This is a genomic window from Caballeronia udeis (assembly GCF_001544555.2).
Lineage (GTDB): Bacteria > Pseudomonadota > Gammaproteobacteria > Burkholderiales > Burkholderiaceae > Caballeronia > Caballeronia udeis.
In genome coordinates this window covers 1-13,889 of sequence record NZ_FCOK02000038.1, presented here as the reverse complement: position 1 = coordinate 13,889, position 13,889 = coordinate 1, and the positions used below count along the sequence as shown (strand labels likewise).

The following is a 13,889-nucleotide window of genomic DNA, read 5'->3' as shown; positions in this document are numbered from 1 at the left end:
TCGGCGTCCGGACGAAACGCCGTATCGGCGATTTGACGGGTTACCTACGCCCCGGCGATCTCAGCCAGCGTGTCACGCAGCCACACGTGCGCCGGATCGGCCTGACTCCGGAGCGGCCACGCAGCGAACAGCGTAAAACCGCGTGCCTCGAACGGCAGAGCGAAGATATCGAGGCGTTCCCGATAACGCTCGGCAAACCGGGCAGGCAGCGTCGAAACATAATCCGTGCGCACCAGCAACTCCGGCACCAGCGTGAAATGCTGTACTGACAACACGACCCGGCGCTCGCGTCCCAGCGCGTCCAGGTGTTCGTCCATGAAGCCATGAAAACTGCCCCCGCTCGTCGACACCAATACGTGGTCGAGCGCGCAATACGTGTCGAGATCGAGCGGCGCAGTGCCGCGTGGATGCCGCTTGCGCTGGACGACGACAAAATGCTCGTCGAAGAGTTTGCGGGCTTTCATCGACGCCGGGACCATCCGCTCCGAGCCCAGCAGCAAATCGATTTCACCGCGCTCGAGGCGGGTCGCCATCGACGGCTGGTCGGCCACGACAAACGCGATCCGCACGCCCGGCCCCGCCAGCGTCGGCAACTGCTCCATCAGCCGCTGGCCGAGCACCGCCGTGGCGTTGTCGTTCGCGGCAATCACAAAGCTGCGGCGGTCCGTATGCGGGTCGAAGGAAGGCTGATGGCGCACGACCGCTTCGAGATTTTTCAAGGCCACGTGCAGCGGTTCCATCAACTCGAGCGCCCGCGTGCTGCGCGTCATGCCCCGGCCGGTTTCGGCGGGAATCAGCAACGGATCGCCGAAGATTTGCCGCAGCCGCGCAAGTTGGGTCGACACAGCGGGCTGCGTCAGATGCAGTCGTTGCGCTGCACGCGTGACGTTCGATTCGGCAAGCAACGCGTCCAGCGAGACGAGCAGATTCAGGTCGATACCGCGAAGATCAATCATGTTGATAGGTCACATTCCAGTAATTGATTTCAAGAATACGTGCGCGACACCTAGAGTTCAACTGTCCAACCGACCTTGAGGGGAATACAGATGAAAGCCTGGATGCTCGATGAACCCGGTACGCCGCTGGCGCTGCGCGACGTTGCACAACCGCTGCCGCGTCGCAACGCGGTGGCTGTCCGGATGGAAGCCGTGCCGCTGCTCAGCTACACGCGTGCTCACGTTGAAGGCAAGTTGCCGTATGCGTATCCGCCGGGACCGTTCTCGCCGGGGACAAACGGCGTTGGCCGTGTGGAAGCGGTCGGCGAAGGGGGGATGTCTTTTCACGTTGGCCAGCGCGTTGCGGTGAACCCGTACTGGATGGCGAATGAAACGGTGCGCGAACCGGCGCAAGTGCTGATCGCGCTGACTGGCCTTGGCCCCGACAGCGCGCCGATGCTCGCCGAATTTCCACATGGCACCTTGCGCGAAGTGGCGGAATTCCCGGCATCGACGCTGATTCCGCTCAATGGACTCGACGATCTCCCGGCCGAGCGCCTCGCGATCCTGGGCAAGTTCGCGGTGCCGTTCGGCGGTTTGCGGCGCGGACGGCTGGCGGCGGGTGAAACCGTGATCGTCAACGGTGCGACCGGCTACTTCGGCTCGGCGGCCGTACTCGCCGCGGTGGCGATGGGCGCGAGCAGGGTGGTTGCGCTCGGCAGGCGTGCAGAGCCGCTGCAAACGCTGGTGGAACTCGGACAAGGCCGCGTAGTGCCGGTCGTGCTGTCGGGCGACGCCGCGCACGATGTTGCGGCCATTCGCGCGGCGGCGGGCGGCGGTGCGGACCTGGCCTTCGATATGGTCGGCAATGCAACCGATGCCAACGCCACGCTCGCTACGCTAAGAAGCCTGCGCCGTGGCGGGCGCCTCGTGCTGATGGGCAGCATGCTGGTGGACTTGCCGATCCCCTACTCCGAGATGCTGCTGAACAACTGGGAACTGATCGGCAACTTCATGTACACGCCCGCCGACTATCTCGCGCTGGTTGCGCTGGCCGCGTCGCGCCAGTTGCCGCTCGCGTCCGTCGAGCTGAAGACGTTTCCATTCGCCGAACTGGAAGCGGCTATTGACGAAGCCGGCCGCATGTCGGGCCTGCAATGCACGGTGGTATGCGGTGACTCACCGCAAGCCTGGAAGTAGCAGGACCAGGGCGGCGTCTAGTACAGGTCGGTCTTGAGGCGTCCGGGCAATGCACGATCGTAGGCGTCGCCGTCGAAGCTGGCGTCGCTTACGTTCTGCAGCATGGCGCCGGCCGAGGGCAAGCTCGAGCGGTCGACGTGCTTCTCGCCGTTCCACAAGTCCGATCTCACGACCGCCTTCGAACAGTGGAAATACACGGACTCCACATGCACGAGGATCACCGTGCGCGGCGGTTTGCCATTGACACTGAACGAGGCGAGCAACTCGCTGTCGTCGGCAATCGATGCACGGCCGTTCACCCGCATCATTTCCCCCACGCCCGGCACCAGAAACAGGAGGGCCACGCGCGGGTCATGCACGAGGTTCCTGAGTGTATCGATACGGTTATTGCCCGGGCGGTCGGGAATGGCGAGCGTATGGGCATCGAGGATCCGGACGAAGCCCATTGCATCGCCCTTGGGCGAGCAGTCGAGCCCGTCCTCTCCCGCCGACGCCAGCATCACGAACGGCGACGCAAGGATGAACGCCGCATAGTCCTCGCTGATGAACGAAATCTCCTTGCGCACCGACCGCTCGTTCGGCTTGCCGTAGATATCCTCCAGTTGTTCGACGCTCGTCAACATGCTCCGCTCCTTCGGTGATCAGGGTCCAGACCGTACATTAGCAGGCCCCGTTCAATGCGGTGTGACAGGGTCGAGTCCCGTCTGCGTGACGACCGGCGCCGCTTCCGGCGAGGCGAGATACTCGAGCAGCGCCTTCGCTTCGGCCGGATGTTGCGCGCCCACCGGAATGCCGGCTGCAAATCGCGTAATCGACTGCACGGACTCGGGGATCTTGCCGACGAAGGTTACGTCCGGCACGGGCAGCAGTTCACTCACTTGCTGGAAGCCGAGTTCGTAGTCGCCGTTGGCCACCACCGACGCCACCGGAATCTTCGGCACCATGGTCGCCTTCGGCCGGATCTGGTCCTCTATGCCAAGACGCTTGAACAACTCGTTCTGCATGTACACGCCGCTCGCGCTGTCGGAGTAGGCAACCGACTTCGCATGCAGCAATGTGTCCTTGAACGCTGCAACCGTCGTGATGTCCGGCTTCGGCGCACCGGAACGCACGACCATGCCGATGGCTGAATCGGCGAGTTCCACACGTGAGCCCGGAATCACCTTGCCCTGTTTAATGAGGTCGTCGAGCGCGTAGCCGACCATGATCACCACGTCCGCCGGTTCGCCCCGGGCCAGCCGGTTTGGAATGGCTTCGGGCGCTTTGCCCATGGACGGACCAAGGGCCGTGTCCAGGGTATTGCCGCTTGCCGCGGCGAATTTCGGCCCGAGGATTTTATAAGCCGCGGTAAATCCGCCTGAGCTCATGACGTGCAATTCGGCAGCTTGAACAACAGTAGTCGCGGTGCTCGCTGTTGCAACGCCGGCAATGAACGCGAATGTGGAAAGCTTCAGCAGGAACGATTTCATGGATAACCGTAAGGAGTGAATGAATCGATAACGTTTGCGCCGGCGAAGTTTAAACGCCGTGAGCACACGGGTCGTTAGGGAACAACCCCGCGATATAGCCGCGCAAACGTTTTTGCTTTCAATGCCTTCGGGCATCCCTGCCGGGGCGCTCTGGCCGGACTGTTAAATACTGACAAGTACGACAAACAGCGTATTGATTGGCGTTAGAGTACTTCATCGAAAGACATTTTTGGTTTGTCCTTCGGTCAATAAAATCAGTGGGGAAAAAACATGCCCGGCGCCACGCGCCAAGGGCTGAGAACCCATGAAGGCGAACCGCATTATTCAGCGCTGAGAGGCCGGTTCGTCGCGCACAAGACGTCTGTTTCCGGGGATATCAAGTGAATACCAGAATGCAATACCAGGGAAATTGTGCGTCGATAATCATCGACGCGGAAATACTCCATATTGAAGCGGTCATGTCGCGTTGTCTGGCAATGGGAGCTGATGGCGCGATTTTTCAAGCGAACTATTGGCGCAACCGTTTATTGACGTTACGGGATTCCGGTCTGAGCCATACGCAGGACGTTGCGGTGCAATCGCTCTTAAGCAATCTCGTGGCGTCCCACTAGACCGGGGGCTTTGAATGTTGAATAAATCCAGCGGCGGCCCGCTTGCGTGGAAGTCGAAAATCCGGCCTCAGCAGCCGGCCGACAGCTTGCGTTATGTGACGCTGGATCTCGCGTCAGATTCGCACGCTCGTGCGGCAATCGAGGCTTATGCCGATTCGTGCTCGGCCGAGTTGCCGTGGCTGGCGGATATTCTGCGAGCCCGGCTGGAAAGATTAAACCGTTCCGCAGACTGCGCTCAGGATCAGTTTGCCGGACTTCAGGAAGATGGTGCCGCCGCAATGCCGCTGACTCATTGCGAACACACGGCGCGGCGTTTGATGGCGTTTGCGTGCATGTGCGCGAGAGCGCGTGAGGATTACTCGGATGCGGCATGGGATCACGTCATGAAAAGCTTTGACCGGATGCTGGTTCAAATGCGTTGATTTCGTATAAAAAAGTATAATAAGAATACAAGATAATCTGCGCTGGCAATCTGTACTGGCATTCGGTGCCCAAGCAAAATAAATGACAAAGCCGTCTTGACTAATTAACGGGATATCAGGCAATGCGGATTTGTGTGCTGGACGACGACCTGAGCCAGACGGCATTCGTGGCTCAGACACTGACTGCGGCCGGGCATTTCTGCCAGGTTTTTACGGAAGGCAAGAGCCTGATCCATGAGCTCAGGCGTCAACCGTACGACCTGCTGCTGCTCGACTGGAACATGCCTGAAATGCCGGGCGACGCCGTGCTGAAGTGGGTCAGGCAAAACCTCACCACGAACCTGCCGGTGCTCTTCCTGACAAGCCGCAGTGTTGAAAGCGACGTTGTCCAGATGCTCAACGCCGGCGCCGACGACTACATCCTCAAGCCGGTGTCGCGGCCCGTGCTGCTCGCCCGTGTGGAAGCGTTGCTGCGGAGGGTCTACATGCACCAGAACGAGGTGACCCAGGAAACCTACGGCATCTATCGATTCGAACTGGCCACCCAGACCGCCCTGGTCAACGAAGTACCGGCCGCGCTGACGCAGAAGGAATTCGAGCTTGCGCTGCTGCTCTTTCGCAACCTGTCGCGGCCGCTGTCGCGCACGCATATCCGCGAATCGGTCTGGCGGCAGGACGTGGATATTCCGTCGCGCACAATCGATACGCATGTGTCGCAGATTCGCTCCAAGCTGGTGGTGCGGCCGCAAAACGGTTACCGCATAACACCCATCTACAGCTACGGCTACCGGTTGGAAAAAGTGGGGAATGATTCGCCGTGAACGGGTTCCATAAAAACAGCCGGAGTTGGGTGGTGCATCAGCGTCCGCGCTCGGGGCTGGATGCTGCAATGGCGGTGGCCGGCGTCATCGCCATTGCCTGTTCGATCCAGCCGGTCTACGCCAAACGCATGCCGCCGCAGGACATGACGCCTTATGTGGTGCGCGCGGATGATTCGCTCTACACGCTCGCGGACCGCTATATGCAGAGTCCTTCCGACTGGCGGCTGTTGCGCGACATCAATCACGTTGCGAATCCGCGGCACCTGCAGGTCAACGCTCATCTCTCCATGCCCACCTCGCGGCTCAGGCAGACACTGCCGACGGCCCAGGTAGTGGCGGTGCGCGGCAGTGTCGAGAAGCTCGGCACTGCGGGCGCGCCCGCCACGCCGGTTGGCGCGGGGACGCTGCTGAGGGAGGGCGACGAAGTCAGCACAGGCCGCGACGCGTTTGTCTCCATGACGCTGCCGGACGGCTCGCATGTCGTGCTGCCGTCGAGCAGCCGGATCCTGATCGGACGCTTGCGGACCACGCTGCTGACCGGCGCGGTCGACCGCCAGTTCGACCTGAAGCAAGGCGAGGTCACGACCGACGTCACGCCGTTCAAGAACCCGCGTGATTCGTTCCGGGTCGTCACGCCGTCGGTGGTGGCAGGCGTGCGCGGCACGCGGTTCCGGGTGAATTATCTGGCGGAGCAGGATGCGACCGCCGTCGAGGTGCTGGCGGGCAAGATCGGCGTGGATGGAGCCGGGCCTGACGGCGCGGGGAACAGCACGCTCAACAGCGCGGCCACCCCGCTGCCGGTCCAGGGCGGTGCGCAGACACTTGTGCTGGCCGGCTACGGCAACCTGACGCGCACGGGCGACGCCGCCGGCGCGTCGGTGCGGCTGCTCGCCCCGCCGGATATTGCCGATCCGGGCAAGTTGCAGCGCGCGCCCCAGGTGTCCTTCGACCTGACGCCTGTCGACGGCGCCCGGGCGTACCGCACCGAGATCGCGACCGATGCCGATTTCCTCGACCTGCTTCGCGACGAGCGCACCACCGGCCTGCACGCGGCGTTCGACAATATTCCCGACGGCAACTACTTCGTGCGCGTCCTCGCCACCGACACGCACGGCATCGACGGCTTGCCGCAAGTGTTCACGTTCAGCCGTTATACCGATACCACCAACGCGGCGGCCACGCCTGTAAAAGGGAATGGCTACGTTTTCCGCTGGCATGTCGATGGTGGGGCGTTGGGCGCGCGGTATCGGTTCATCCTGTCGGATCATGCTGACCTGAGCGCGCCGTATATCGACTTGCTCGATGTGGCGGGCGGCGAGATGACGGTGGCGAATCTGCCGCCGGGAAAGTACTACTGGACGATTGTTGTCGATACCTTCGAGAACGGCCGGCTCCTGTCGATCCCGAGCGAAATCCGGTCGTTCACTCAAACGCGGTAGGGGCGACCCATGCCATGGCGCTTCCCCTTCCACAACCGGCGCTGGCTGGGGCCCTCGATCGGCAAGCGCTTTTTCCTGGAATGGACGCTGATCGGCATGGTGGGAGTGGCCGCGGTGCTCTTTGGCGTGTTGAGCCCGCTGACCGAGCGCGCCAGTTTCCTGTTCTACGATCAATTGCTGTTGCACTCGTCGAGCCGTCCGTCGGCCGGCATTGTGATTGTCGCTATCGATGACGAGAGCATTGCGGAACTCGGGCGCTGGCCGTGGCCGCGCGAGACCCACGCCGCGCTGCTGACGCAGCTTGCGAAGGCGAAACCGGCGAGCGTCGCGTACGACGTGCTGTTCACCGAGCCGTCTCCCGGCGACACCGCTTTCGCCGAGGCCATGAAGCATGTGCCGACCTATCTGCCGCTGCTCGTCGACCGGCTGCCCGTCAACCAGAACGAGCCTGCCGTGGTCGAGCCCGTTCCGGTGTTGCGCCAGGCCGCGGCGGGCGTGGGCCATATCGACCTGGAAGTGAATCACGACGGCATCGTGCGCAGCGTCTCGCTGTTCGAAGGCAGCGGCAAGGACTGGTGGCCGAGCATCACGGTGCCGGTGTACCAGGCTTTGCGGGGGCCGGACGCAGTGCTGCCCGGGATCGGCACGGCGGCTGCGGACGCGGCGTTCGCGGCGTCGGGACCGGCCGGCGCGGGCGACCTCAAGCGCGCGCACCGGATGATGATTCCGTTCTCGCGCACGTCGCTGGATTATCCGCGGGTCTCGTTCGCGGCCGCGATGCAGGGTGCCGTCCCGCCTGAATTCTTCGCGGGCAAGATCGTGCTGGTCGGTGCAACGGCGGCCGGTCTGCGCGATCGCTTTGCCACGCCGATCTCGGGCGAAGTGGGCGAACTGCCGGGTGTCGATATCTACGCGACCATCCTCGACGCGTTGTTCGACGGCCGCGCGATCAAACCCGTCGGCGACAAGGCGGCGGCCTGGGTGAGCATCGTGCCGGTCGGCATCCTGCTCGCGGCGCTGCTGGTGGTGTCGCCGTTGCAGTCGCTCATGCTGACGATCGCGCTGGCCTTCGCCAGCCTGATTGCGAGCGCCTGCCTGATGTATCTGCGCTCGTGCTGGCTCTCGCCGGTGCCGGCGCTGGGCGGGCTGGCGTTGATCTATCTGCTGTGGAGCTGGCGGCGTCTCGAAGTCGCGATGTCGTATCTCGGACAGGAGTTGCGCCTGCTGGCTGCCGAGCCCAACCTGCTGCCCGGTCCCCAACCGAAACCGCAGGGCATGGCGGGTGACGTGCTTGAACGCCTGATCGCGCTTACACGCCAGGCCGTGCAGCGCCAGCGCAATATGCGGCAGTTCATCTGGGACAGCCTGAACAGCTTGCCCGAGCCGATCATGGTCTGCGATTGCAACGGCCGGATCCTGATGGTCAACGATCCCGCGCGGCTGCATTTTGGCCCCGTGCAATTCGCCGACCTGTCGATCATGCAGCTCTTCGGCGAGTTCCATTTCGTGCGTCTGGTCGACGAAGACAGCAGCGGTGCACTGCCGAGCGGCATGCAATGGCCGGGGATGCTCGACCCGCGCGTCGAGCGTCACGCGGCCGTGATGATGCACGGCATTGAAGTGCGCGATCGCCACGGCCGCGACCACATGTTGCGGTATGCGCCCTGCACGACCAGCACGGGCGAATCGCTCGGGTGGATTGCGAGCTGGGTCGACATCACCGCGCTGCACGCCTCCGAGCGCCAGCGCGACGACATGCTGCATCTGCTGTCGCACGACATGCGCTCGCCGCAGGCATCCATTCTCGCGCTGCTCGACACCGAGCGGCCGCACATCGACTCGAAGCCGGCAATGGATCTGATGGAGCGCATCGAACGCTACGCGCGCCGCACGCTCGCGCTGGCCGATGACTTCGTGCAACTCGCCCGCGCCGAGTCGCAGCATTACAGTCTTGAACTCCTGAACCTGCATGAACTCGCGATCGACGCCAGCGACGAAATCTGGCCGCTCGCGAACGCAAAGGACATCGAGGTGCGCTGCGAGAGCGAAGGTCAGGCCTTCTGGGTCCTGGCTGACCGGTCGCTGATGACACGCGCGCTCATCAACCTGCTCAGCAACGCGGTGAAGTACAGTCCGCCCGGCACGCGCGTCGACTGTATTGTCACGGAGATGCCGGGCGCTATCGTGTGTGTGGTGCGGGACGCGGGTTACGGTATTGCGCTCGAGCAGCAGGCGCATTTGTTCGAACGCTTCCGGCGCTTTCATCTCGATGGCCAGCCGCCAAGCGACGGAACCGGGCTGGGGATGGCGTTCGTCAAGACGGTGATCAGCCGCCACGCGGGGGAGATCGCGATTCAAAGCGCGCCGGACCAGGGAACAACAGTGACGATCACCTTGCGCTCGCAGACAATTGAACCGCGCGAAGCAAGCGGAGAAGAACCCGCCGCGCAGAAGCAATGAACGTTTTTTGGGGAACGAAGTGAACATACGATCGATGGCAACCGCCATTTTCCTTCTCGCGCTCCTGACCGGTTGTGCCAGCGAGCCGCCGGTGAGGATCAGTGCGTACAGTCCGCACGACGGGGATTTCGCGACGAACAGCGTCAAGACCTATGCGTTGCAATCGTCGAGCGTCGAGCCTCAGGGCGGTGCTTTGACCGACGCTGTAACCGATACCGCAGCCGCTCGCTGGCTTGATGAAGCACTCGCCGCGAAGGGCTTGCGGCCGGCGCCTCAGGACAGTGCGGACTACCTGGTCAAGCTGGGTTATGCAACGCGTCCACAAGCGGTGCACGTGCGCGCTGCCTGCACGGGCGCGCCCGAAAGCACATGCGACGACGTGGCGCCATCGAAGGAATGGTTTGGACGCAAGCACTACGTTCACGCGCTGACCGTCCAGTTCGTCGAGCGGACGAGCGGGGCGGTGAGTTACCAGGTAAACGTCACCCATGCGGATCGCGACCCGGCCGGCAACGCGGCGCTGCACGGCCTCATGAGTTGTGCGTTCGCGGACTTTCCCATGCACAATGCCGAGCGGCGCGAAGTCGCGCATTGTGATTAGCGGTCAGCGGAAGATCGGCATGCGGGGATCGGCGCGGGAATATTCGCGTATTCTTGCGCCTGAACGAAGCGGCGAGCATTGCAGGCGACACGCCAGGCCGCTGATGACGTTCAGTCCACACGAGCCCGAAGGACTCGACATGCCAGGGAACCCGCAGTGAAGTTTGCCGATTTTTGCCGTTGCACCGTAGTCTCGTTCACCTGCGTTTGGCTGACTAACACATTCGCCGACGAGCAGAGCGCTACCCCCGATGCCGGCGCCGCCGCCGACACGACCGCTTCCGGCCCATGGAAGGTCTCGATCGGCCCCGCGCTGATGGTGTCGCCGAAATACCCTGGTTCCCGTGCGTTCCAGGTCGTGCCGCTGCCGTCGCTCGATATCTCCTACGACGACCGGATCTTCTCGCAAGGTCTGGATGTGCTCGGCATCAATCTCCTGAAAGGCCCGGCGTATCACTTCGGCACGTCAATCAGCTTCGACTTTCAATCGCGCAATGAATCCGACGATCCGCGTCTTCACGGCCTGGGTAATGTTCACTATGGTCCGAAGCTGAAGGTGTTCGCGGATTATTCGGTGTCGCTGTTGACGGGTTCGGTCGCGGCCTATCAGGACATCGCGGGGACGGGGCAGGGTCTGCTCGTCAGCGGGGATCTGGTGGCGAACATGCCGCTTACTTCGAAGTTGCTGGTCTCGGTCGGGCCGGGTGTGACGTGGGCGAATGCCGTCTATAACCGGACGCTGTTCGGCGTGTCGGCCAGTCAAAGCGCCGCATCTGGTTTGCCGGCGTACAACACCAGTTCAGGGATTCGGGACGTTCACCTCAACACCTACGTCAGCTACGATTTCTCGAAGAAATGGGTAGGGTCGGTTTCTCTCACGGCCGGTCGGCTGGAGCACAACGCAGGGCACAGCCCGATCACCGAGCAAAGAACCGAACTGAATTTTCTCGCTGCAGTGAACTATCGGTTCAAGTGACCAGATGTGAAGAATTACTGCACACGCAATACCGCACCATCACATTTTCCAAACCTGCTCCATCGCTGCCTCCTAAAATACTGAACTCCGCACACTCCCCTGTGTGCTGGCTTGAGGAGGTATTTGGCCCGCTTTGACAAGGTGTTTTGCCACCGGCTTGACCACCTGCGGTGCGCTCCATATACTTATTTTTGTCAATTGAGACTTTACAAGCGGGTGGCTACATCGTGATCGGCGAGAGACTTAAAGAGTTGCGAACTGCGCACGGCCTGTCATTGCGAGACCTGGCGAGCCAGGCAGGCGTATCCGCGACGTTATTGAGTCAGGTCGAGCGATCTGTCACCGATCCCAGCCTGGAAACCATGCGCCGCCTGGCCGGGGTCTTTGGCGAGTCTGTCGCGTCCCTGTTTACCGCAACAGCGGCGCCGTCCGTGTGGATCAGCCGGCCCGGCAACCGGGCAAGGCTGATCGCGCCCATGGGCCAGGTGACCTATGAACGGCTGACCGCCGGCAACGGCCAGCTCGAAGTGCTGCGGGCCGTGCTCGATCCTGGCCAGACATCCGCCGAGGAGCCACGCGGTCACGCTTCAACGGAGTGTGTCTATGTGGTCGCGGGCGAACTCATCGCGGAGATTGCCGGTGTCGACTACACCGTCGTTGGCGGCGAGAGCGTTTCCTTCGACGGGCGCCTGGCCCATCGATACCGCAATGAGTCGGACAAGCAAACCGAGATCATCCTGTCGGTGACTCCACCGAATCCTTAAGCGCCGCGCTAACCGATCAAATCTGAAAGGGAGCGCCAGTCTGTCAATCGCGGGGCTGCGGGGAGCGAAACCGCGAACGGGGAATCTCTGCAATTGCAGTGATTTCGATCATCAATTCGGGGCGGTAAAGGCGCTCGACCTGAACGGTCGTGGTGACCGGATACGGGGCGGCAAAGAACTCCTTGCGAATGTCTGCCGCGCGCATGAACTCGTCAATGTCGGTTGCATAGTGAACGAGCGACAGCACGTCGGTCATTTGCCCTCCCATCGCCGCCAACACGTCGCGGATGTTTTCCAGACTCTTGCGCACCTGTGCGCGCATATTATTGTGACCGACGATTTGCCCTTGCTGATCGAGAGACACCTGGCCTTTCAGATGAACGATCTGACCATCGCCCTGGATCACAACCATCGAGAATGCGCCGAACGGCGCCCAGACATCGGCGGGATTTGCGGCATTCACCATGGCTGAATTCCTGTGAGTGGTTGCATCGAGGAATTATGCGCCGCATGCCGTGGCCGCTGTTTGCGATGTGACGCCAATCCGTGTTGTTCACGGCCACCGCGTTCAATGCAGCTTGCCGAACCGGCGAAACTGTCGCAGCGCAGTGCGGAAGTAGGCGGCTTCGCCAACGGGCGCCAATGATGCGGTTATCTCGCGCGCGAGTGTGGGCAGCGCCGTCCACGGCAGCGTTGGGTGCCGGTGATGCAACTGATGCAGATGATGATTCATCAGTACTCCATGCCAGATGCGTGGCACGCGAAAATTGCGCGCCCGTTCGGGTTCATCGAGGGGGACATCGTAATGTGGCAGGTTGTCCGCCAGTGACAGCCACACGCCGCGCAGATACAGGGTCACGGCAAGCGCCGGCCACCACGCGCCGTATAGATAAAACACGCCCGCATGCAGCACGAGCGACAGCAGCCAGTCGCGCCGGATGCGGCTGCGCCGTGCCGGATCACCAGCAAACCGGACGAACAGGCGCTGGACATCCATCCCCACAGGCCCTTCGCTGCCGATCGCACGCGCGACCACCTGGCACGCGTGCCTGACCGGCAGAAACGCGAGTGCCGGTAACACCAGTTCCGCCACGTAGAGACCACCCAGCAAGCGCGCGTAATAGAGAGCGCGGGCGCGCACACGATGCGTCGTGCCATCGTACACATCGGGGCGATCGTACGGTTCGCGCGTGAAGCGATGGTGCATCAGGTGACCGAAACGCACGGCGTCGAACGGCAGCAGGAAGGTGATGGCCAGTACACGGGCAACCGATTCATTGAACCGTCGCCGCGGCAGCAACTGTCCGTGAATCGCTTCGTGTATCAAGCCCCAGTGAGTCGGCGTGAGCACCACGAGCGGCACGGCGAGCCATAGGGCCGCCTTCCCCCAGTACCGCAGCAGGAATGGCCACGCAAAGAGCTGCAGCAGCATGGCCGTGGCGACTAGCGCGAGCAGTGCCAGATTGACGGTGCTGTTGATTGCAACCTGCCTGGGTGTTCGTTGCGTGCTCGCTGCCGCGGGTGCGTCCGGTTCCGCCGTAGCGGATGCCTTTGGGTCCATCTTCTCTCCGTCGACATGACATGTCGCCGCAGAAACTTAGCAACGCCTCGTGACAGTCTGAAGACTCGCTCGCGCGTCCGTAACAATCGGTAAGGTGTGCAGCAGGAAAAGGCCCCCAGCCTTTATTGCCAGCACCTGCATACAACGAGCGCTACCCACTCAGCGCGCTGCCCAAAGTAGTCCACGCAACGTCAGTTCACGGGCTTCCGGGACGTCGAAATCGGCGTTGACGTGACCAAGCGCGCGGATTGCCGGGATCGAATCGCCCTCGGATCGCATCACGTTGCCGACAGATCTGATCCTGCGCAGCTCGACTGCGCAGCCCGCGGAAAAACGTGTAGCGCAGCGTTAGCGTCGGAGCGTCTCTTTATCAACCCCGGCGGATGTTGCGGTGGCTGGTCACCGACACACGGCAAGAATGACTCTGCCGTCGCTACGTCCCGTTAAGCAGCCGCGTATCCCAGACATGTCGCCGTCGTTCCCGCAAGGGCGAGGAGATTATCGCTGCCTGTCGACGCATCGGGTACGACGTAGAGATCGCCGCACCTCATGTAATTCCATTTCTAATTCAATAGTGAATCAATCATCCACGGCCACGCGACGATGGAATGAACCCGTTGGTGATCCAGTT

At 62.2% G+C, this 13,889-nt stretch carries 13 protein-coding genes; 8 read left to right on the top strand and 5 right to left on the bottom strand.

Features of this window, described 5'->3' with window-relative positions; all coding sequences use genetic code 11:
* Window positions 1-44: 44 nt before the first annotated feature.
* Window positions 45-956, bottom strand: coding sequence for a LysR family transcriptional regulator (locus AWB69_RS24530; RefSeq protein WP_062089420.1), 912 nt, complete (start codon window positions 954-956; stop codon window positions 45-47).
* Window positions 957-1,046: 90 nt separating this feature from the next.
* Here AWB69_RS24530 and AWB69_RS24525 point away from each other — a divergent pair, with 90 nt between their 5' ends.
* Complete coding sequence (locus tag AWB69_RS24525) at window positions 1,047-2,135, top strand: zinc-binding dehydrogenase (protein WP_062089419.1); 1,089 nt, start codon at window positions 1,047-1,049, stop codon at window positions 2,133-2,135.
* Between the two features lie 17 nt (window positions 2,136-2,152).
* On the opposite strand, the gene AWB69_RS24520 is transcribed toward AWB69_RS24525, so the two are convergent.
* Both AWB69_RS24520 and AWB69_RS24515 read right to left on the bottom strand, forming a co-directional pair.
* Entirely contained in the window at window positions 2,153-2,758 is a 606-nt protein-coding gene (locus tag AWB69_RS24520; protein ID WP_062089418.1) for a pyridoxamine 5'-phosphate oxidase family protein, read from the bottom strand.
* Window positions 2,759-2,809: 51 nt separating this feature from the next.
* Window positions 2,810-3,604 (bottom strand): substrate-binding domain-containing protein, encoded by a 795-nt coding sequence (locus AWB69_RS24515; protein ID WP_062089417.1) that lies wholly within the window; start codon window positions 3,602-3,604, stop codon window positions 2,810-2,812.
* A 625-nt stretch (window positions 3,605-4,229) separates the two neighbouring features.
* On the opposite strand from AWB69_RS24515, the gene AWB69_RS24505 reads away from it, so the two are divergent.
* From AWB69_RS24505 to AWB69_RS24475, 7 genes are all read left to right on the top strand, one after another.
* Entirely contained in the window at window positions 4,230-4,637 is a 408-nt protein-coding gene (locus AWB69_RS24505) for a hypothetical protein (RefSeq protein ID WP_062089415.1), read from the top strand.
* Between the two features lie 122 nt (window positions 4,638-4,759).
* Window positions 4,760-5,458 (top strand): response regulator transcription factor, encoded by a 699-nt coding sequence (locus AWB69_RS24500; protein ID WP_062089414.1) that lies wholly within the window; start codon window positions 4,760-4,762, stop codon window positions 5,456-5,458.
* A gap of 32 nt (window positions 5,459-5,490) precedes the next feature.
* Window positions 5,491-6,897, top strand: coding sequence for a FecR domain-containing protein (locus AWB69_RS24495; RefSeq protein WP_156528957.1), 1,407 nt, complete (start codon window positions 5,491-5,493; stop codon window positions 6,895-6,897).
* A 9-nt stretch (window positions 6,898-6,906) separates the two neighbouring features.
* Window positions 6,907-9,357, top strand: a complete 2,451-nt coding sequence (locus AWB69_RS24490) for a CHASE2 domain-containing protein (protein ID WP_062089412.1) — start codon at window positions 6,907-6,909, stop codon at window positions 9,355-9,357.
* 19 nt (window positions 9,358-9,376) lie between these two features.
* Entirely contained in the window at window positions 9,377-9,958 is a 582-nt protein-coding gene (locus AWB69_RS24485) for a DUF4136 domain-containing protein (RefSeq protein ID WP_156528956.1), read from the top strand.
* A gap of 210 nt (window positions 9,959-10,168) precedes the next feature.
* Window positions 10,169-10,933 carry a MipA/OmpV family protein gene (locus AWB69_RS24480; protein ID WP_062089485.1) on the top strand — a complete coding sequence of 255 codons (765 nt, stop codon included), beginning with the start codon at window positions 10,169-10,171 and terminating at the stop codon, window positions 10,931-10,933.
* A gap of 227 nt (window positions 10,934-11,160) precedes the next feature.
* Window positions 11,161-11,697, top strand: a complete 537-nt coding sequence (locus AWB69_RS24475; RefSeq protein WP_047848850.1) for a cupin domain-containing protein — start codon at window positions 11,161-11,163, stop codon at window positions 11,695-11,697.
* 43 nt (window positions 11,698-11,740) lie between these two features.
* Here the strand turns inward: AWB69_RS24475 and AWB69_RS24470 are convergent, their stop codons facing one another.
* On the bottom strand, window positions 11,741-12,163 hold the full coding sequence (locus AWB69_RS24470; RefSeq protein ID WP_062089410.1) for a RidA family protein: 423 nt from the start codon (window positions 12,161-12,163) through the stop codon (window positions 11,741-11,743).
* Window positions 12,164-12,265: 102 nt separating this feature from the next.
* Window positions 12,266-13,258, bottom strand: coding sequence for a fatty acid desaturase family protein (locus AWB69_RS24465; RefSeq protein WP_062089409.1), 993 nt, complete (start codon window positions 13,256-13,258; stop codon window positions 12,266-12,268).
* Window positions 13,259-13,889 lie beyond the last annotated feature (631 nt).